Annotated in this window: 17 protein-coding genes and 2 tRNA genes; 8 read left to right on the top strand and 11 right to left on the bottom strand. The window is 75.1% G+C overall.

The annotated features are described in order from the left end of the window. The first annotated feature begins 8 nt into the window (after positions 1–8). From NBH00_RS22190 to hypF, 4 genes are read left to right on the top strand one after another with little or no spacing between them, the layout of a single operon-like run. Positions 9–356 (top strand): hydrogenase maturation nickel metallochaperone HypA, encoded by a 348-nt coding sequence (locus NBH00_RS22190; protein WP_254570747.1) that lies wholly within the window; start codon positions 9–11, stop codon positions 354–356. After that, positions 344–1,027: a hydrogenase nickel incorporation protein HypB gene (gene hypB / locus NBH00_RS22185; RefSeq protein WP_254570746.1), complete on the top strand. Its 684-nt coding sequence runs from the start codon at positions 344–346 to the stop codon at positions 1,025–1,027. Before NBH00_RS22190 ends, hypB begins: the two co-directional genes overlap by 13 nt. Then, the gene (locus NBH00_RS22180) at positions 1,024–2,175 is read left to right on the top strand and encodes a D-sedoheptulose-7-phosphate isomerase (RefSeq protein ID WP_254570745.1); all 1,152 of its coding nucleotides are present in this window, start codon (positions 1,024–1,026) and stop codon (positions 2,173–2,175) included. The genes hypB and NBH00_RS22180 overlap by 4 nt, the downstream gene beginning before the upstream one ends. Further along, positions 2,172–4,454, top strand: a complete 2,283-nt coding sequence (gene hypF, locus NBH00_RS22175; RefSeq protein WP_254570744.1) for a carbamoyltransferase HypF — start codon at positions 2,172–2,174, stop codon at positions 4,452–4,454. Before NBH00_RS22180 ends, hypF begins: the two co-directional genes overlap by 4 nt. Before the next feature lie 6 nt (positions 4,455–4,460). On the opposite strand, the gene NBH00_RS22170 is transcribed toward hypF, so the two are convergent. Next, positions 4,461–4,826 (bottom strand): hypothetical protein, encoded by a 366-nt coding sequence (locus NBH00_RS22170; protein ID WP_254570743.1) that lies wholly within the window; start codon positions 4,824–4,826, stop codon positions 4,461–4,463. A 149-nt stretch (positions 4,827–4,975) separates the two neighbouring features. Next, the gene (locus NBH00_RS22165; RefSeq protein WP_254570742.1) at positions 4,976–6,133 is read right to left on the bottom strand and encodes a zinc-binding dehydrogenase; all 1,158 of its coding nucleotides are present in this window, start codon (positions 6,131–6,133) and stop codon (positions 4,976–4,978) included. A 172-nt stretch (positions 6,134–6,305) separates the two neighbouring features. Here NBH00_RS22165 and NBH00_RS22160 point away from each other — a divergent pair, with 172 nt between their 5' ends. Further along, on the top strand, positions 6,306–6,980 hold the full coding sequence (locus NBH00_RS22160; RefSeq protein WP_254570741.1) for an SGNH/GDSL hydrolase family protein: 675 nt from the start codon (positions 6,306–6,308) through the stop codon (positions 6,978–6,980). A 153-nt stretch (positions 6,981–7,133) separates the two neighbouring features. Here NBH00_RS22160 and NBH00_RS22155 read toward each other — a convergent pair whose 3' ends face one another. From NBH00_RS22155 to NBH00_RS22130, 6 genes are all read right to left on the bottom strand, one after another. Beyond that, a complete protein-coding gene (locus NBH00_RS22155; RefSeq protein WP_254570740.1) occupies positions 7,134–7,340 on the bottom strand; it encodes a hypothetical protein in 207 nt (68 codons plus the stop codon). 219 nt (positions 7,341–7,559) lie between these two features. Continuing rightward, positions 7,560–7,646 (bottom strand) — tRNA-Ser (locus NBH00_RS22150). A 47-nt stretch (positions 7,647–7,693) separates the two neighbouring features. Then, the gene (locus NBH00_RS22145) at positions 7,694–8,080 is read right to left on the bottom strand and encodes a hypothetical protein (protein WP_254570739.1); all 387 of its coding nucleotides are present in this window, start codon (positions 8,078–8,080) and stop codon (positions 7,694–7,696) included. Positions 8,081–8,085: 5 nt separating this feature from the next. Then, positions 8,086–8,772, bottom strand: coding sequence for a hypothetical protein (locus NBH00_RS22140; protein ID WP_254570738.1), 687 nt, complete (start codon positions 8,770–8,772; stop codon positions 8,086–8,088). Positions 8,773–8,808: 36 nt separating this feature from the next. Further along, entirely contained in the window at positions 8,809–10,323 is a 1,515-nt protein-coding gene (locus NBH00_RS22135) for a DUF3089 domain-containing protein (RefSeq protein WP_254570737.1), read from the bottom strand. An 81-nt stretch (positions 10,324–10,404) separates the two neighbouring features. Beyond that, entirely contained in the window at positions 10,405–13,209 is a 2,805-nt protein-coding gene (locus NBH00_RS22130; RefSeq protein ID WP_254570736.1) for a GAF domain-containing protein, read from the bottom strand. Positions 13,210–13,315: 106 nt separating this feature from the next. On the opposite strand from NBH00_RS22130, the gene NBH00_RS22125 reads away from it, so the two are divergent. From NBH00_RS22125 to NBH00_RS22115, 3 genes are all read left to right on the top strand, one after another. Next, positions 13,316–13,405 (top strand) — tRNA-Ser (locus NBH00_RS22125). A 97-nt stretch (positions 13,406–13,502) separates the two neighbouring features. Continuing rightward, positions 13,503–13,997 (top strand): low molecular weight protein-tyrosine-phosphatase, encoded by a 495-nt coding sequence (locus NBH00_RS22120; protein ID WP_254570735.1) that lies wholly within the window; start codon positions 13,503–13,505, stop codon positions 13,995–13,997. A gap of 51 nt (positions 13,998–14,048) precedes the next feature. Further along, complete coding sequence (locus NBH00_RS22115; RefSeq protein ID WP_254570734.1) at positions 14,049–15,041, top strand: asparaginase; 993 nt, start codon at positions 14,049–14,051, stop codon at positions 15,039–15,041. 83 nt (positions 15,042–15,124) lie between these two features. Here the strand turns inward: NBH00_RS22115 and NBH00_RS22110 are convergent, their stop codons facing one another. Genes NBH00_RS22110 through NBH00_RS22100 form a run of 3 tightly spaced genes read right to left on the bottom strand, consistent with a single transcriptional unit; the run spans position 15,125 to position 18,197 of the window. Next, a complete protein-coding gene (locus NBH00_RS22110) occupies positions 15,125–16,405 on the bottom strand; it encodes a hydroxyacid-oxoacid transhydrogenase (protein WP_254570733.1) in 1,281 nt (426 codons plus the stop codon). Then, positions 16,402–16,854 (bottom strand): acyl-CoA thioesterase, encoded by a 453-nt coding sequence (locus tag NBH00_RS22105; protein WP_254570732.1) that lies wholly within the window; start codon positions 16,852–16,854, stop codon positions 16,402–16,404. The genes NBH00_RS22110 and NBH00_RS22105 overlap by 4 nt, the downstream gene beginning before the upstream one ends. A 38-nt stretch (positions 16,855–16,892) precedes the next feature. Beyond that, positions 16,893–18,197 (bottom strand): adenosylmethionine--8-amino-7-oxononanoate transaminase, encoded by a 1,305-nt coding sequence (locus NBH00_RS22100; RefSeq protein ID WP_254570731.1) that lies wholly within the window; start codon positions 18,195–18,197, stop codon positions 16,893–16,895. Positions 18,198–18,213: the final 16 nt, after the last annotated feature.

Genomic DNA, 18,213 nt, shown 5'->3' with positions numbered 1-18,213 from the left:
TGCACGAGATGTCGATCGCATCCGCCGTCCTCGACACCGCCGCGCGCCACGCCGCCGGGCGCCGGGTGACGGTCGTCCGCGTGCGCGCGGGGCAGCTGCGGCAGGTCGTCCCCGACTCGCTCGCGTTCTACATCGAGCTGCTCGGGCGCGGCGGGCCGTGCGAGGGCGCGCGGCTGGAGATGGAGGTCGTCCCCGCCCGCCTGCGCTGCGCCCCGTGCGCGCGTGACTGGGCGATCGACGTCCCCGCCTTCCGCTGCCCGCAGTGCGGTGGCGCCGAGGTGAGCGTGCTGGCGGGCGAGGAGCTGGAAGTGGAGTCCATCGAGGTCGAACAGGAGAGCACCGCATGCACCGCGTGAAGGTCCGGGTCGTCGAGGACGCCCTCGACGCCAACAACACGATCGCGAAGGCCAACCGCGAGGACTTCGACCGGCACGGCGTCACCGTCGTGAACCTCATGAGCGCCCCCGGGGCCGGCAAGACGACGCTCCTCGAGCGGGTCCTCGGGCCCGGGATGCCGGGGCTGCGGACCGGCGTGCTGGAGGGCGACGTGCAGGGCTCGCTCGACGCCGACCGCCTCGCGCATCTGCACGTCAACGTCACCCAGCTGAACACCGGCGGGGGCTTCGGCGGCGAGTGCCACCTCGACGCGAACATGGTCCGCTCGGCGCTTCCCGCCGTCGGGCTCGAGGACCTCGACCTGCTCATCATCGAAAACGTCGGCAACCTCGTCTGCCCCGCGGAGTTCCGGGTGGGGGAGGATGTCCGCATGATGGTCTCGTCGGTGGCCGAAGGGGCGGACAAGCCGCTCAAGTACCCCCTGATGTTCCGGGCGTGCGAACTCGTCGTGCTCAACAAGATCGACCTGCTGCCGTACGTCGACTTCGACCTCGAGAAGTTCCGCTACTGGGTCGACCAGGTGCACCCCGGCGTCGCCGTCATGGAGACGAGCGCACGGACCGGCGAGGGGGTGGACGAGCTGCGGGCCTGGCTCGCCACGCTCCCGGAGAGGGCCGGCGCGGCGGTATGACGACGGCCGCGCAGCCGCTGTCAGGTCGCCTCGCGGGGACGGCGGCTGCGCGGGCCGAGCCCTGTGCCCGGTTCTTCGCCGCGCAGGCCCCGGCCCTCGCGGAGCTCTGCCACGCGATGGCCGAGCGCTTCCTCCGCGGCGGCCGGCTGCTCGCGTGCGGGACCACGGCGGCCGACCGCTCCGACGTGCGCCACGTCGCCGTCGAGTTCGTCCACCCGGTCATCGTCGGCAAGCGCGCGCTGCCGGCGCTCGGGCTCGAGGCGGCGGAGGTCGCGCTCCTCACCGGGCCCGAGGACATCGTCATGCGCTTCGACGACGGGACGCTGACGGTCGAGCTCGGCGAGCGCCGCTGGACGCTCGCGCCGCACAGCGGCGACCGCTTCGTCGACCAGGAGCTCATCGAGCAGAGCTACCACGTGCTGTGGGAGCTCGTGCACGTCTTCTTCGAGCACCGCGGCCTGCTCGGCGGGCGGCGCCAGGAGCGCCTGCACGACAGCGGCGCGTCGAGCTTCCTCTACCCGTTCCTCGCGCAGACCGAGGACGACCTGCCCGGCGTGCTCGCGGACGTCCGCGCCTCCGTCCTCACCAAGGCGGCCGAGACGACGGAGCTGCGCGCCGCGACGCTCGCAGGGAGCGCGGACGCGATCGCGGCGGCGACGGCGACGCTGCGGACGGCGCTCGACGCCGGCGGGACGCTGCTCGCGCTCGGCAACGGCGGCTCGGCGACGGACGCGCAGGACGTCGTCGCCGACCTGCGCCACCCGCCCCCGCCGGCCGCGCCGCGCCGCGCGCTCGACCTCGCCGAGGACCCGGCGATCCTCACGGCGATCGCGAACGACGTCGGGCACGAGGCGGTCTTCGCGCGGCAGGTCATCGCGCACGCGCGGCCCGGCGACGTCGTCCTCGGGATCTCGACGAGCGGCGGCTCCGCGAACGTCCTCAGCGCCCTCGCCGAGGCGCGCCGCCGGCGCCTGCCGACGATCGCGCTCGTCGGCTACGACGGCGGCCGCGTCCTCGCCGAGGGGCTCGCCGACCACGTCGTCGTCTCGCCGTCCGAGCACATCCCGCGCATCCAGGAGGCGCAGGCGACGGTCCTGCACCTGCTCGTCGCGGCCGTCCTCGCCCCCGGAGCGGCCGAGCAGCGATGACCGTGATCCCCGCGCTGCACGCCCGGCGGGTCGAGATCCGGGTGGAGGGCGTCGTGCAGGGCGTCGGCTTCCGCCCGTTCGTCTACCGCGTGGCGGGCGAGCTCGGCCTCGCGGGTTTCGTCCGCAACGACACGCGCGGGGTGCTCATCGAGGCGGAAGGGGACCCGGAGGCGATCGCGGAGCTCCTCGTCCGCCTGCGCCACGACCCGCCGCCGCTCGCGCGCGTCGAGGAGACCGCGGTGAGCGACCGCGCGCCGACGGGCGAGACGGGGTTCGCGATCGTCGGCAGCGACGGGGCGGGGACGCCCGATGCCCTCGTGAGCGCCGACACCGCGACCTGCGCCGACTGCCTGGCCGAGGTCCGCGACCCGGACGCCCGCCGCCACCGCTACCCGTTCACGAACTGCACGAACTGCGGGCCGCGCTTCACAATCGTCCGTGACGTCCCCTACGACCGCTCGCGGACGACGATGAAGGCGTTCCCGCTGTGTGCCGACTGCCGGCGCGAGTACGAGGACCCGCGCGACCGGCGCTTCCACGCACAGCCGATCGCCTGCCCCGCCTGCGGGCCGCGCGTACGCCTGCTCGGCGCACCGGTGCCGGCGGCCGGCGGGGCCGACGCGATCGCCCGGGCCGCGGCCCTCCTGCGCGGCGGCGCGATCGTCGCGATCAAGGGCCTCGGCGGGTACCACCTCGCCTGCCGCGCCGACCATCAGGGCGTCGTCGCCGAGCTCCGTGCCCGTAAGCACCGTGAGGACCGGCCGTTCGCGCTCATGGTCGTCGACGTCGTCGCGGCGCAGTCGCTCGTCCTGCTCGCGGAGGAGGAGCTCGCGCTCCTGCGCAGCGCCGAGCGGCCGATCGTCCTCGGCCGGCGGCGGACGACCGCGGGGGTGGCGGACGCGGTCGCGCCGGGCCTGCGCGAGCTCGGCGTCATGCTCCCGTACACGCCGCTGCACCAGGTGCTCCTCGACGACCTGCGGCTGCCGCTCGTCCTCACGAGCGGAAACCTCAGCGACGAGCCGATCGCCTACGCCGACCGCGACGCGCTCGAGCGGCTGCAGCCGATCGCGGACGCCTTCCTCGTCCACGACCGCCCGATCCACATGCGCACCGACGACTCGGTCGTCCGCGTCGTCGCGGGCCGCCGGACCGCGCTGCGGCGCTCGCGCGGGTACGTGCCGGAGTCGCTGCGGCTGCCGGTCGCAGCGACGCCGCCGGTGCTCGCCGTCGGCGCCCAGCTGAAGAACACGTTCTGCGTCGCGCGCGGCGGGCGCGCCTGGGTGAGTCACCACGTCGGGGACCTCGACGAGGCCCGCACGCGGGCGTCGTTCGCGGCGGGCGTCGAGCACTTCGAGCGGCTCTTCGCCGTCACCCCGGAGGTCGTCGCCCACGACCGCCACCCCGACTACGCCTCGACGGCCTACGCGCTCGACCGGGACGGCGTGCGGACCGTCGCGGTGCAGCACCACCACGCCCACCTCGCGGCGTGCCTCGCCGAGCACGGTGAGACCGGGACGGCGGTCGGCGCGATCTACGACGGGTCCGGCCACGGCGAGGACGGCACCGTGTGGGGTGGCGAGATCCTCGTCGGCGACCTGACCGGCTTCCGCCGCGCCGGGCACCTGCACCCGGTGCGCCTGCCGGGCGGGGACCACGCGGCGCGCCAGCCGTGGCGGATGGCCGCATCGTGGATGATCGCCGCCGAGCATCCGCACGTGCCCGACGAGCTGCACGCGGCGATCCCGCACGAGCAGTGGGACCTCGTCGGGCAGATGGTGCGCCGCGGCTTCTCGGCCCCCGTGACGACGAGCATGGGCCGGCTGTTCGACGCGGCGGCGGCGCTCTGCGGGCTGCGGGCGCGGTGCAGCTACGAGGGGCAGGCAGCCGTCGAGCTCGAGGCGCGCGCGGACGTCTCGCACAAGGGGGCGTACACGCTGCCGGTGGGGGACGACCTCGTCCTCGACGCGCGCACGGCGATCCGCGCGCTGCTCGGCGACGTCGAGTCCGGCGTCGACGTCGCGCTCATCTCCGCGCGGCTGCACCGCGCGATCGCCGAGGCGACGGCGACCGCCTGCGAGCGGGCGGCCGAGGGCGCGGGGACCGACCTCGTCGTCCTCAGCGGCGGCGTCTTCCAGAACCGCCTGCTGCTGACGTGGACGATCGCGGCCTGCGAGCAGCTGCGGCTGCGGGTCCTCGTGCCGTCGCGGCTGCCGGCGAACGACGGCGGGATCTCCTTCGGGCAGGCGGCCGTGGCGGCGGCGCGCGGCGCGCGGGCCTGACGGCGCCTACGCGCCGTGCGGCGGGGGCTGGCGGATCGGCCGGTTGTGCCCCTGGATGCCGCGGCTGAGCTCGCGGGCGCGCTGGGTCCCGCGGCGGCCGCGCCACGGGTGCGGGCCCTTCGCCCACGGGTGCCACCCGAGCGTGCCGTACGTCTCGCGCAGCTGCGCCTTCAGGTCGCCGCGGTGGTCCCCGCACGAGTAGCGGTTGGCCCCGTACAGGCCGCGCCCGTGCCAGGTGAGCCAGTTCCCCGGGCCCGAGTCGACGTACTCCCCGTGGCGCATGTCGAGCATCTGCGCCTCCAGGGCGGCCTGCGTCTCGGCGTCCGGGCGGGCGTCGCAGTAGTCACAGCGGAAGATGACGGCAACGGGCACCTCGTCGACGGTAGCGCGCGATCGGCGTATCCATAACCCCCTGGACGGAGGTTCGGGACCCTCGGTTGACGGAGGGACCGCTACGCCTCAGCGGGCGGTGGGTGACAGCTCACCCGCGCAGGGCGCGTGTCAGCTGTCACCCACCGGTCTCACGGCGCGGTGGCCGCCGACCGGGGGTCGATGAGGATCTTCGCGTGGGCCTCCGGATCGCCCAGGGCCGTGAACGCGGCCGCGACCCCGTCGAGCCCGACGGTGCCGGTGATGAGCGGGCGCGGGTCGACCTTGCCCTCCGCGAGCATGTGGAGCGTGTCGCGGAACTCGAGCGGTGTGTAGCCGAGGACGAACCGCAGGTCGATCTCCTTGTTGATCGCCATCATCGGCGTGATCTCGTCGCGGCCGACGCAGACGCCGACGACGACGACGCGCGACCAGAACGGGGCGCCGGTGATGAGCGAGTCGATGACGCCCGGGACCCCGACGCACTCGAAGACGACGGGGAACTTCGGCTTGCCGCCGAGCGCCTCGCCGAGGCGCCACGCGTGCCACCAGTCGACGGGCAGGCGCTCGAGCTTCTCGCGCGTGCCGACGGCGAGCTCCAGCACCGAGGGGATGTCCTTCAGCTGGCCCTTGCCCGGCGTCCGGTCGAACGGCGAGCCCTGCGCAGGGTCGACGACGACGTCCGCACCGCAGGCCTTGGCGAGCGCGCGGCGGCCGGGGGAGTAGTCGCTCGCGACGACGGTCCGCACGCCCTTGGCCTTGAGCATGAGGATGACGCCGAGCCCGACCGGCCCGCAGCCGATGACGACCGCCTCGGTCCGCTTGCCCACCTCACCGCGCTGGACCGCGTGCCAGGCGACGGCCATGGGCTCGGTGAGCGCGGCGACGTCCGGGGAGAGCCCGTTGGGCACCTCCATCATGAGCGACTCCTCGACGATGAGCTGCTCGGCGTAGGCGCCGGGCGCGGCCGCGGAGAGCCCCGTCGTCTCGACGCCGAGCGGCGAGCGCAGCAGCGGCAGCGCGACGACCGGCGTCCCCTCCTTCAGCGTCCTGCGGCAGCCCGGGCCGTGCTCGGCGACCGCGCCGGAGAACTCGTGGCCGTAGACGACCTCCTCGCCGGAGCGGGCGAAGCGGTCGTACCCCGCGCGTGCGGTCATCGCCGCCCAGTCGTCGCAGCCGGTGCGGGCGTGCAGGTCCGAGCCGCAGATCCCGCAGCGCAGGACCTCGAGGCGGACTTGGCCCTTGGCGGGGACCGGCTCGGGCCGGTCGCGCACGTCGAGTTCGGCGTTCTGGCAGATGACGGCTCGCATCTGGCGATGCTCTCATAGCCATCACATGCTTCGTGAGAGCGGTTTCAGCGGCCGGGCGAGCGGGGGCGACGACCAGGCGAAGGACGACCGCGGCGTGACGATCCCCACCTGCTGACCCGCGGTCGCGGTGCCTGGGCCATCCGTTCGGGCCGCTCGTCCGAACAAGGGAGGGATGGCCTCGGCGCTCACGTACGACAACCGCAACCACCGCGCTCCGAACCCGCTGACCCGGACGCTGCGCCGGGTGGTGCCCGGCGTCGGGACGGTCGCCGCGCAGACGGCGCCCTACGCGGCGTGGTGGCGTGAGCGCAACCTCGAGGCGCTCGCGTCGGCGGGGCCGCTGTGGGTCGTGCTCGGCGACTCGATGTCGCAGGGCATCGGCGCGACCGCCGTCGACCGGGGCTGGGTGCCGCTGACGCAGGCGGCGCTCCCGCGCCCGGTGCGCGTCGTGAACCTCTCGTTCAGCGGGGCGCGGACGGCGGACGTGCTCGAGCGCCAGCTCCCGGTGCTCGGGGCGCTGGGGGACGAGCCGGCGGTCGTCACGCTCATGGTCGGGAGCAACGACCTGCTGCGCCGGTCCCTCCGCCGCGACCTCGTCGAGCGGTACGACGCGCTGCTGGGCGCGGTCCCGCGCGGGACGCTCGTTGCGACGACGCCGGGCGCCGGCCGGCTCGGGGAGGTCGCGACCCGCGTCGAGACGCATGGGCGTGTCGTCCCCGTGCCGCTGTCGTTCGCCCGCGGCGAGGTCGCGGCCGATCGCTTCCACCCCGACGATGCCGCCTACCTGCGGCTCGCCCGCGCCTTCGCGGGCCCGGTCGCCGCGGCGCTCGCGCGGGCCGCCGGCTGAGCGGGGGCGTCCGCGGCGGGCAGCACGCCCGTCAGTGGGATCCTGCTGCTGTCAGGGAGCACCACGATTCCACTCGTGCCCCCCGTCGGCCATTCGGGTTCCAGGTCCTCCCGGACCCGGCGCGCCGGCGACCTGCGTCGCCGCCGGCCCGGTTCAGCTCGTCGGAAGCTCGAGACGATCGGGGCGGTCGAGCGACGTGTCGTCGGCGTCGACGGTCTCCCAGACCTCGCGGCCCTCGGCGCGGGCTCGGTCGATCTCCTCGCGGCGCTCGCGCTTGCGCATCTCCTTGACCGCCTTGCGCTGCGAGACCTTGGTCTCACGGCTCATCTTCGCGAACGTCGTCTTCTGCCTGCCGGCCATCCGGTGCTCCTCGAGTCGTTGGCCCACCGTCCGGCGTGCCTGTGAAGGAAGAAGCCCTGCTCGTGCACGGGCCTCTCGCGAGCGCGTCCACAGCCGACCGGAGAGGCGGCAGGACGCGCGGCGCTCCCCTTCACCGTAGCGGCTCCGCGGTCCACCTTGCGCTCGCGGTGCCCTCCGAGGCCTCGGGGACCGTCGGTTGCGGCCTTCCGGCAGGCCGAACGGAGAGGGCGGGATTCGAACCCGCGAGACCCTTACAGGCCCTCCGGTTTTCAAGACCGGTGCATTCAACCGCTCTGCCACCTCTCCGGAGCGATGGATACTGACGAATCGCGAGCGGTGGCGGGGCGCGCGGCTCAGCGCCGGCGGCGGGGCCACAGCTCACGGAGGCTGCGGCCGAGAAGCGCGGCGCCGAGCGTCAGCACCGCGGCGCCCGTGACGGGCACGAGGAGGTCGGACCCGAGGGCGTGACCGCCGAGCGCGTCGATGACGAGGATGAACGGCAGCAGGGCGGTGGCCGCCGCGGTGGCGACCCCGCCGGCGACGACGAGGAGCGTCCCGACGATGCTCGCGACGGCGTGCGGGGCGGACCGGGCGACCTCGGCGCCGGTTGCTGCCGGGCCGCCGTCGCGACCGGCGCGCCGGGCGTTCACCGCGACGAGGAGCACGACGAGGACGAGGACCGGGAGGATGAACCAGGTGGCATCGACGGTCTCGGTCGCGGGCACGAGGACGCGGGCCATGGGCGTCAGCGGAGCGTCGTCCAGTCCCGGGCGATCTGGCGCTGCAGCGCGCGCAGCGGCCGGCGGCGGGCGCACGCGGTGTCGTGCGCGGCGTTCTCGACCTGGTCCTTCTCGTGATAGCCGGGCCGCGGGCGAGCGGCCTCGGGGAAGAGGTTCGCGATCGAGTTGGAGCCGCCGAGCTCGAGGGGGACGAGGTGGTCGATCTCGTACTGGCCCTCGAGGTGGCGCCCGATGCCGTACGCGGCGTAGACCTTCTGCTGGGTGGCCGAGGACACGCGGCGCACCCGCGCGGTGTAGCCCGTGACGCAGATCTTCGCGAGCGTCGCCTTCGGGTAGTACGCGCCGGGCGAGCAGTCCGGCTCGGGGAGCGGACCCCGGGCCCGGCAGCCGGTCCGCTTGCGGCGGGGTCCGAGGAGGACCGGCACGCCGAGGCCGAGGACGCGGCGGCGCCCGGACGTCGACGGCCGCGGCGATGCGCTGCCGCCCGCGGTCGCCGTCGAGCACGGGCAGGGCAGGGACTCGCAGTAGATGCCGTCCCCGTCGGCGTCGCGCGTGTCCTTCGCGCGCTGCGCCGCCGCCTGGTTCGGATAGTCCGCGCACGTGGCCGCACGGGCGTCGCCGGCCGAGCCGAGGCCGGCCGCCACGACGATGGAGGTGAGGAGCGGCAGAGCGAGGCGGGGCGACCGGGGCACGTCCCCGACGCTACTACCGGCGGCGCCCACGAGTCGCTAGCCGCGGCAGGTCCGCACCGTCCGCGAGAGGCGCGCGGTCCGTCCGTCCTTCAGCGTCGCCCGCACCCCGATCCGCAGCAGGGCCCCCGCGCGGAGCCGCCTGCGCGGGACCTTCACCCGGAACGGTGCGCGCGTGTCGCCGCCGACCCGCCGGCCGGCGACCGTCACGAGGACCCGCCGGCCGGCGACCGTCACGAGGACCCGCCGGACGCGCGGCCGGTCCGGCCCGGTCACGCGGACGATGATCGCCCCGCGGGCGCACGACCCGCCGGCGGCGCTCCTCCCGCGGAACGCGAGCCCCATCGTCAGGCGCGGCGCCCTGACGTGCTTCGCGGCGGCCGCCGCGAGGAACGCGGACGCCTCCGCGTGCACCGTGGAGACGAGGTTGCCGAGCGCGATGTTCCCGTCGGTGATGTGGACGCCCCAGTCGGGCGTCGGGAACGGGTTCAGGTGCCGCGCCGCCCCGACCGGGGAGAGCAGGAGGACGTGGGCGCCGCCCGAGTCGACGCACCGCGCGGTGTAGTGGTCCTGCGGCTGGACCCACGGCGTGGCGGCCGTCGGCGGCAGTCCGCCGTACGTCAGCGTCAGGCCGCCGCCGATGATCCCGGGGTAGGCGTCGGTGCGCACGAGCGTGCTCAGGGGCGCCTGCGCGTTCGCGGCGAGCGACGCCGGGTTCGTGCAGAGGACCTCGTACTGCGGTCCGGCGGGCAGGCCCGCGCCGGTGATGTCGGTCGCGGGTGCCTTGCCGAAGCGGGTGTTCGACGGCGGCGGGTCTGAGAACGTCGACCACGCGATGACGCAGCCCAGCTGCGCGGGTGCCGTACACGCCGGGACGTGCTCGAAGTCGCCGCCGGAGGTCTGGCCCCGGCGGACGAGGACGTTGCCGCCGAGCAGCACCGCCGAGACGAGCCGCGCGCGGACGGCGGGGTCGCCGTCGACGACGTCCCGGACGAGCTGGCGGAGCATCCCCGCCCCCTGCGAGTGCCCGATGAGGACGAACCCGCGACCGCCGTTGTCGTGGGCGAGGTACGCCGCGAAGGCCTCCTTCACGTCGGCGTACGCGAGCTTGCGCCCCGCCGCGCGCGCCGCCGGCGTCCCGGTGTAGATCGACGCGAGCGTCAGCTGCCGGTACATCGGTGCGTACACGCGGCACTCCTGCGAATAGCGCGACGCCTGGTAGCGCGCGATCGCGATCTCCTCCGGGTCCTTGCGCTTGTCGGCGTTGACGCCGAGCTGCTGGGAGACGGTCGGGTAGACGTAGAAGCAGTCGATCGGCGGATCGGCGGGCAGCGGAGGATGCTCGACGCGCGAGGTCCCGTCCGCGGCGACGTACGTCGTGGCGAGCGACTCGCGACACGGGTCGGGCTGCTCGCCGGGGCGGCAGAGCCAGCTGACGTCGGCGCGGGCGGTGGCGACCCCGCCGACGGCGCCCGCGACGGGTCCGGGGAGGCCGACCGCGGCGACCCCTGCGGTCGCGGCGAAGGCGACGAGCAAGCGCCGGAGGTGCGTCATGCGGCGAGCCTACCGCGGGTCCGGCGCCCGCCGTCCCGCCACCGGCGCCAGGATCGGCCGGACGGCGCGCCGCGGGTCCGGTCAGCTGACGGCGACGAGGTGCGGCGCGCGCTGCTCGTCGTCGAGCACCGCGAGGAACGCCGCGACGACCGCGGGGTCGAACTGCGTGCCGGCGCCGGCGGCGAGCTCGGCGCGCGCGGCGTCCGGCGCCATGGCCTGGCGGTAGGGCCGGTCGCTCGTCATCGCGTGGTAGGCGTCGCAGACGAAGACGACCCGGGCCGAGAGCGGGATCTCGCGGCCGGCGAGTCCGTCCGGGTAGCCGCCGCCGTCCCAGCGCTCGTGCTCGTGGCGGACGATCGGCAGGACGCCGCTGAGGAACTCGACCGGGGCGAGGATCTGCTCGCCGACGATCGTGTGGCGGCGGACGAGCGTCGCCTCGGTCACGTCGAGCGGGCCGCGCTTGTTGAGGATCGCCTCCGGCACCGCGATCTTGCCGATGTCGTGGAAGATCGCGCCGTAGCGCAGGTCACGGCGCTCGTCGGCGCTCATGCCGAGGCGCTCCCCGACCCGGTCGGCCCAGTCGACGATCGAGTGCGCGTGGCTCGCGGTGTAGGCGTCCTTCGCCTCGAGCGCGGCGGCGAGCGCCTCCGCGGTCCCGAGGTAGGCGCGCTCGAGCTGCGCGTAGAGCGTCGCGCTGCGGAGCGCGGCGCCGAGCTGGTCGGCGAGCATCTCGAGCAGCTGCACGTCGTTCTCGTCGAAGGCCCGGGGCCGGAGCTCCTCGACGTTCAGCACGCCCCAGAGCTTGTCGCCCACCCACACCGGGGCGACCATCTCGCTGCGGACCTCGTGCGTCGCGATGGTCGTCGCGTACGTCGAGTCGAGCAGGACGTCGTCGACGACGATCGCGCGACGGGCGCGCAGCGAGCGGCCGATGAGCCCCGCGTCGCGCGGCTGCGTCCACTGGTCGACGAGCAGGCGGACGAAGTTGTCGCCGCGGACGGCGACGGCCTCGACGTAGTCGTCCTCCCGCAGGCGGACTGCCGCGCAGAGGAAGTAGCCGAAGGCGCGGTGCAGCTCGTCGACGACGGCGTCGGGGATCGCGTCCGGGTCGGAGATGCCCGCCAGGCGCGTGCCGAGCGCGCGGGCGATCGAGAGCTGCCGGGTGCGCTTCTCCAGGCGGCTGCGCTCGGCGTCCGACCCCGAGTCGTTCGACGGCCACGGCTGGGCGTCGCCGGCCCCCGTGCCGTGACCCGCGGCACCCGGCTGCGCGCGGGGTTCCTCGGCGGCGCCGATGACGTCGCGGATCGGGGTGTCGCCGAGCCGCGACGCGTGCCGGTCGTCGACGGCGCCCGACCACGACGCGGGCAGGTCGCTGGCGCGGACGGCGACGCCGCGGTCGAGCTCCTGCTTACCGTAGAGGAGCGCGCGGTCGGCGTCGTCGAGGAGCCCGAGGACCGGCTGACCGGGACGGAGCTGGGCGACGCCCGCGGTCGCGGCGGTGCCGCGGGTCCCCGTGAGCGAGCGGACCCCGGCCTCGACGCGGTCGAGCGCCCGGTGGGCGACCTCGAGCGCGGCCGGCTCGTCGGCGCCGGGGCAGATGATCACGAACTCGTCGCCGCCGTACCGGGCGACGGCGTCGTAGGGGCGGACGGAGGCACGGAGCGCGTCGCCGACGCGGCGGAGCACCTCGTCCCCGGTGAGGTGGCCGGCGCGCTCGTTGACCTCTTTGAACTCGTCGAGGTCGAGCAGGATGATGCTGACCGGGACGCCGGTGCGCTCCGACCGGGCGACCTCGTCGCGGAGGAGCTCGCGCAGCGCCGACTGGTTCAGGCAGCCGGTGAGCCCGTCGGTCCGCGCCGCGCGGGCGAGGCCGGCGGCGGTGCTCGCGTTGCGGCACGCGGCGGCGGCGAGCTCGCCGAAGGCCTCGAGCAGGGCGAGGTCGCGGGGGTCGACGAACTGGGTGCGGCGGAAGCCGACGCTGAGGACGCCGCGCAGCTCGCCGTCCCACCGCAGCGGGACCGACAGGCAGCTGCGGATGCCGTCGAACGGCGTGCCCGGGGACGGCTGGGCGAGCTGGTCGTAGTCGTTCGTCAGCAGCGCGCGGTTGGCGCTGACGACGCGGCCGGAGAGCCCGGTGCTGATCGGGAGGCGACGGCCGGCGGTCCCGTCGGGCAGGCCGAGGCACGCCTCGACGGTGAGCGAGTCGTCCGTGTCCTTGCGGTAGACGATCGCGCAGTCGCCGTCGAGGATCGCCTGGGCCTCCGCACAGATGCCGTGCAGGACGGCGGGAAGGTCGAGGCCGCGGTCGTTGAGCTGGCGGCCGGCGCGGGAGAGGGCAGCCTGCTGCGCCATCCGCGTCGCCTGCTCGGCGCCGAGGCGCGCCTGGGCGACCGCCGCGCCTGCGGCGGCGGCGAAGGCTGTCGCCACGCTGACGGTGTCGGGGTCCGTGCCCCAACCGAAGTGCGGGCCGCGGAGGACGAGGGCGTGCTCGAGGCGGTCGCGCGAGCGGAGGGGGAGGACCATCGCCGACGGCGTCGCGCCGCTCCACCCGAGCAGGCGGCCGAGGACCTGCGTCCGCGCCGTCGAGAGGAGGACGTGGGACGAGCGCTGGTCGGTGAGCTCGGCCAGGGCCGGGAGCGCGTCGAGCTGCAGCCGGCGGTTCGGCGTCGGCTGCGAGGGCGCCGAACAGACGACGTGCGCGAGGCGCTCACGCTCCTCGATGCTCAGGAGGACCGCCCCGGTCGCCCCGAACAGGGCCCGCGCCTCGTCGACGAGGAGCTGGTGCAGCGCGGCCGGCCCGGCCGTGTCGAGGGAGGCCGACAGGAGGCGCGTAACGGCGTTCAGCGCTTCGCTTGAGTGGCGGACGGAGACGTTGGGAGGGGGCACAGGGACGCGATCGAGGGTACGAGAGGGTGCATCGGCCCGCAAGGCGGTTTCCTTGACCGTGCTGTCCCGCCCGGTGACCCGTCCTGCTCTACACTTCGGCGCCTACGGAGAGGTGGCCGAGAGGCTGAAGGCGCCCGCCTGCTAAGTGGGTATGGGGTTGAACGCTCCATCGCGGGTTCGAATCCCGCCCTCTCCGCTGACCGGAAGGCCCGCGTCCGCGCGGGCCTTCCGCCGTTCCGGGGCGGTTCGTGTGCGGCCCCCGGGGCCGTCCGCGGGCCACTACGATCGGCGCCGTGACCCGCCTGCTCTTCGTCTGCATGGGCAACATCTGCCGCTCGCCGACCGCGGAGGCCGTCATGCGGCAGCGCCTCGAGGGGGTCGGGCTCGCGGGGGAGGTCGAGGTCGACAGCGCCGGGACCGGCGCGTGGCACGTGGGTCGTCCGCCCGACGAGCGGTCCGCCGCGGCCGCGGCCCGGCGCGGCGTCACCCTGAGCGGCGCCGCCCGGCAGGTCCGCGACGCGGACTTCGCCGACTTCGACCTGCTCCTCTGCGCCGACGGGGCGAACGTCCGCGAGCTGCTCGCCCGCCTGGCCCCGGACGACCCCGCGCGGGCGCGCGTGCGGCGGCTGCGGGAGTTCGACCCGGCCGCGGTCGCGCGCGGCGACCTCGACGTCCCTGATCCGTACTACGGCGGGCCGCGTGGCTTCGACGACGTGCTCGACCTCGTCACGGCCGCGTGCGACGGGCTGCTCGCCGCGGTCCGCGACGGCTCGCTCGAGCCGGCCTGAGTCGCGCGCGGGCGTCGCGCCCGCCCGAGGCGAGGGCTAAGGTCAGGGCAGATGTCCAGCCCCGCTCTGCCCGACGCCCGCCGCGTGCGCATCCTCGCCGCCGGCGGCACCATCGCGATGACGGGCCACGAGGGGGCGACGCCCGCGCTCGACGCCGCCGGCCTCGTCGCGGCGGTGCCGTCGCTCGCCGGCCGCGCCGGGCTGACCGCCGAGACGATCATCAACGTCCCGAGCGCGCACCTGACGCTCGACGACCAGCTCAACATCTGCCGGGCCGCGCGCGACGCCGCCCGCCGCGGCATCGGCGTCGTCGTCACCCACGGCACCGACGTGCTCGAGGAGACCGCGATGCTCTGCGACGTCATCCACGACGCCGAGGCCCCGATCGTCTTCACCGGCGCGATCCGTCCCGCGACCGCCGCCGGCGCCGACGGCCCCGCGAACCTCATGGACGCCGTCTCCGTTGCCGCGAGCGAGAACGCGGCCGGCATGGGCGTCCTCGTCGTCTTCGGCGGCGAGATCCACCACGCCCGCTGCGCCCGCAAGACCGACACGACGTCGCTCGTCGCCTTCAGCTCGCCGCAGACCGGCCCGCTCGGCCGCGTCACCGAGGGCCACGCGACGATCTGGTCGCGCCTGCCGCGCAACCCGCCCCTCGACCCGACCGACCTCAGCAAGCGCGTGCTCATCGTCCCGTCGGTCTCGGGCGACGACGGCTCGCTCGCCCGTGCCGCCCTCGCCGCCGAGCCCGACGGCGTCGTCATCGGGACGCTCGGAGCCGGCCACCTCGCGCCCGAGCTGCTCGCGCTCTGGGCCGACGCCGCCGAGCGCATGCCGATCCTCGCCTACTGCCGCCCCGAGCGCGGCGTCGTCCTGCAGGGCACCTACGGCTACGCCGGCTCCGAGCAGGACCTCCGCGACACCGGGATCATCCCCGTCGGCTTCCTCAGCCCCCAGGCCGCCCGCATGAAGCTCCTCGCCTGCCTGTCCTCCCGGCTCTCCATCGAGGAGACGCGCTGGGCGTTCTCGCAGGACGACGGGTGATCCTCGCCTGGCGGCTCGGATCACCTTGGCGGTTGCTCGGCTGCGCCTCACAACGCGCCGGTGCGCGGACCTGCGGCGCTCCGCTACCAGTTGCGCAGCGACGCGCGGTAGATCGCCGCGAGGTCGTCTGAATCCGGCTCGCGCGGCGCGATGACGAGCAGCCGCTGCTGCTTCAGGGCGCCGTCGACGAGCGCGGGGATGTCGTCCTCGGTGTAGCCGAGCTCCTCGATGCCCCGGGCCGCGGCGATGTCCTTCATCAGCGCGACGATGACGTCGGGCAGGGAGTCCGGCCCCGGATGCTCGATCGGGGCGCCGTTGAGCAGCTCGGCGACGTGGTGGTGGCGCTCGGGCATCGCCTCGTAGGTGAACCGGAAGGCCGCGGGCGCGGTGACGATGACGCTGTGGCCGTGGGGCACGAAGGGGTGGTCGGCGGGGTAGCCCGGCGGCCGGTAGACGTGCTTGAGGCCGGCGATCGGGTAGGCGCACGCGTGCGGAATGTGGACGCCGGCCGAGCCGAAGCCGATGCCCGCGGTGGTCGCCGCGAGCATCATTGCGCCGCGCGCCTCGACGTCGTCCGGACCGGCGACGGCGCGACGGAGGTACGTCCCGCCGGTGCGCAGCGCGTGGGCGGACCAGAGGTCGGCGATCGGGTTGGAGCCCTGGTACGGCGGTCGCGCGTCCGGCGTCTCCGGGTAGGGCCGGGTGTCGAACGGCTTGGAGAGGAAGGACTCCGCCGCGTGGCAGACGACGTCCAGGCCGCAGCTCGCGACGACGTCGGCGCCGAGCGTCCGCGTGAGCTCGGGGTCGACGATCGCCTGCGTCGCGCGCAGGTAGCGGTGCGAGATGCCCGACTTCACCTTGAGGTCCGGGAGGTCGAGGATCGCGACCGTCGTCGCCTCGCTGCCGGTGCCGCTCGTCGTCGGGATCGCGAGGTGGGGGAGGAGCGGCGACGGCGGCTTGCGGCCCTCGCCGATCGGCGGGTTGATGTACGCCATGATGTCGGCCGGGTGGCTGACGATGAGGTCCATGACCTTCGCGGTGTCCATCGCCGAGCCGCCGCCGACGGAGACGAAGCCGTCGGGGCGGGCGTCCTGCGCGAAGGCGACCGCGTGCTCCATCGACCGCAGGTCCGGCTCCACGCGCGACTCGGCGTAGACGACGACGTCGATTCCCTCCGCGCGGATCGCCTCGGCGACCCGGTCCGCGTGCCCGGCCGCCGCGACGCCCGGGTCGGTGACGAGCAGCGCGCGGGTGACGCCGAGGCGCCTGAGCTCCCAGCCCGCGTCCCCGGCGGCCCCCGGCCCGTACTTCACCGGCGTGGCCTCGAGGGTGTAGATCGTCTCGTGGGTGGGCGTCGGGCTCATGCGGGGGTGACCTCCAGGGCGGACAGGGCGGCGCGCAGGCGCGGGGGCAGCTCGGCGACGGGGCGGCGGGTCTCGCGGTCGACGAAGACGTGGACGAACCAGCCGGTCGCGGCGGCGCTCTCGTCGCCGGACCGGAAGAGCGCGAGCTCGTACGTCACCGACGAGCGGCCGAGGCGCCCGACGCGCAGGCAGGCGTCGACGACGTCGGGGAAGGCGAGCGCCGCCTTGTAGGCGCAGTGCGACTCGGCGCAGAGCCCGATGACGTCCCCCGCGTGGATGTCCAGGCCGCCCTCGCGGATGAGGTAGGCGTTGATGACGGTGTCGAAGAACGCGTAGTACTCGACGTTGTTCACATGGCCGTAGACGTCGTTGTCCTTCCACCGGGTGGGGAGGGGGCTGACGTGCGGGTAGTCGGCGCGGGTGACGGGCGGCGTGTCGGTCGGGCTCACTGCGGCGGGACGATACGGCAGTCGCCGCGGGCGGCCGGTCAGCCGGGCGCCGGCGCCTCGGCCATCGCGGCCGCAGCCGCGACGATGGCGTCGCACACGCGGGCGAGGTCCGCGTCACCCGTGACGTACGGCGGCATCGCGTAGACGAGGTCGCGGAACGGGCGCAGCCAGACGCCGCGCTCGACCGCCGCCGCCGTGACGCGGGCCATGTCGACCGGGCCGTCGAGCTGGACGACGCCGACCGCCCCGAGGACGCGGACGTCCGCGACGTTCGGGAGGTCCGCCGCGGGCGCGAGGCCGGCGCGCAGCCCCGCCTCGATGCGCGGGACGTCGGAGCGCCAGCCGCCGTCGAGCAGCAGCTGCGTGGACGCGAGCGCCGCCGCGCAGGCGAGCGGGTTGGCCATGTACGTCGGGCCGTGCATGAGCGCGCCGCCGGCCGCCGGGGTGGCGAGGCGCGCGGCGACCTCCGGCGTGCAGAGCGTCGCCGCGAGCGTCAGCGCCCCGCCGGTGAGCGCCTTGCCGACGCAGAGGATGTCCGGCGTGACGCCCGCGTGGCCGGCGGCGAAGAGCGCGCCGGTGCGGCCGAAGCCCGTCGCGATCTCGTCGAGGACGAGCAGCAGGCCGTGGCGGTCGCAGACGTCGCGCAGGTGGGCGACGCACGCGGGGGAGTGCATCCGCATCCCGCCCGCGCCCTGCACGACCGGCTCGACGATGACGGCGGCGAGCTCGTGGGCGTGCTGCGCGGCGAGGTCATCGACGGCGGCCGCCCAGGCCGGGTTGAGCGGCGCGTCGAAGCCGTCGGGGGGCCGCGGCGCGAAGACGTGCTCGGCGAGGATCCCGGTGAACAGCGAGTGCATCCCGCCGACCGGGTCGCAGACCGCCATCGCCCCGAAGGTGTCGCCGTGGTAGCCGCCGCGGACGGTGAGGAGCTTCGTCCTCGACGTCGACCCGTCGGCGCGCGCCGCCTGCAGCGCCATCTTGATCGCGACCTCGACGGCGATCGACCCGGAGTCCGCGAAGAAGACGTGCTCGAGGCCCTCGGGAGTCATGTTGACGAGCCGCTGCGCGAGAACGATCGCGCCCTCGTGGGTCAGGCCGCCGAACATGACGTGGGCCATCCGGCCGAGCTGGTCGCGGATGGCGGCGTCGATCGCAGGGTGCCGGTAGCCGTGCACCGCGCACCACCAGGAGGACATGCCGTCGATGAGCTCGCGGCCGCCCGCGAGCCGCAGCCGCACGCCCTCCGCGCTCACCACCGGCAGCGCGTCGACCGTTCCCGGCATCGGGCCGTAGGGGTGCCACACGTGGCGGCGGTCGGCGGCGAGGAGGGCGTCCCAGTCCATCCCGGGACACCCTACG

It is taken from the genome of Paraconexibacter antarcticus, assembly GCF_024220175.1.
Taxonomy (GTDB): Bacteria; Actinomycetota; Thermoleophilia; order Solirubrobacterales; family Solirubrobacteraceae; genus Paraconexibacter; species Paraconexibacter antarcticus.
This window is presented reverse-complemented; position numbering and strand designations above follow the sequence as displayed.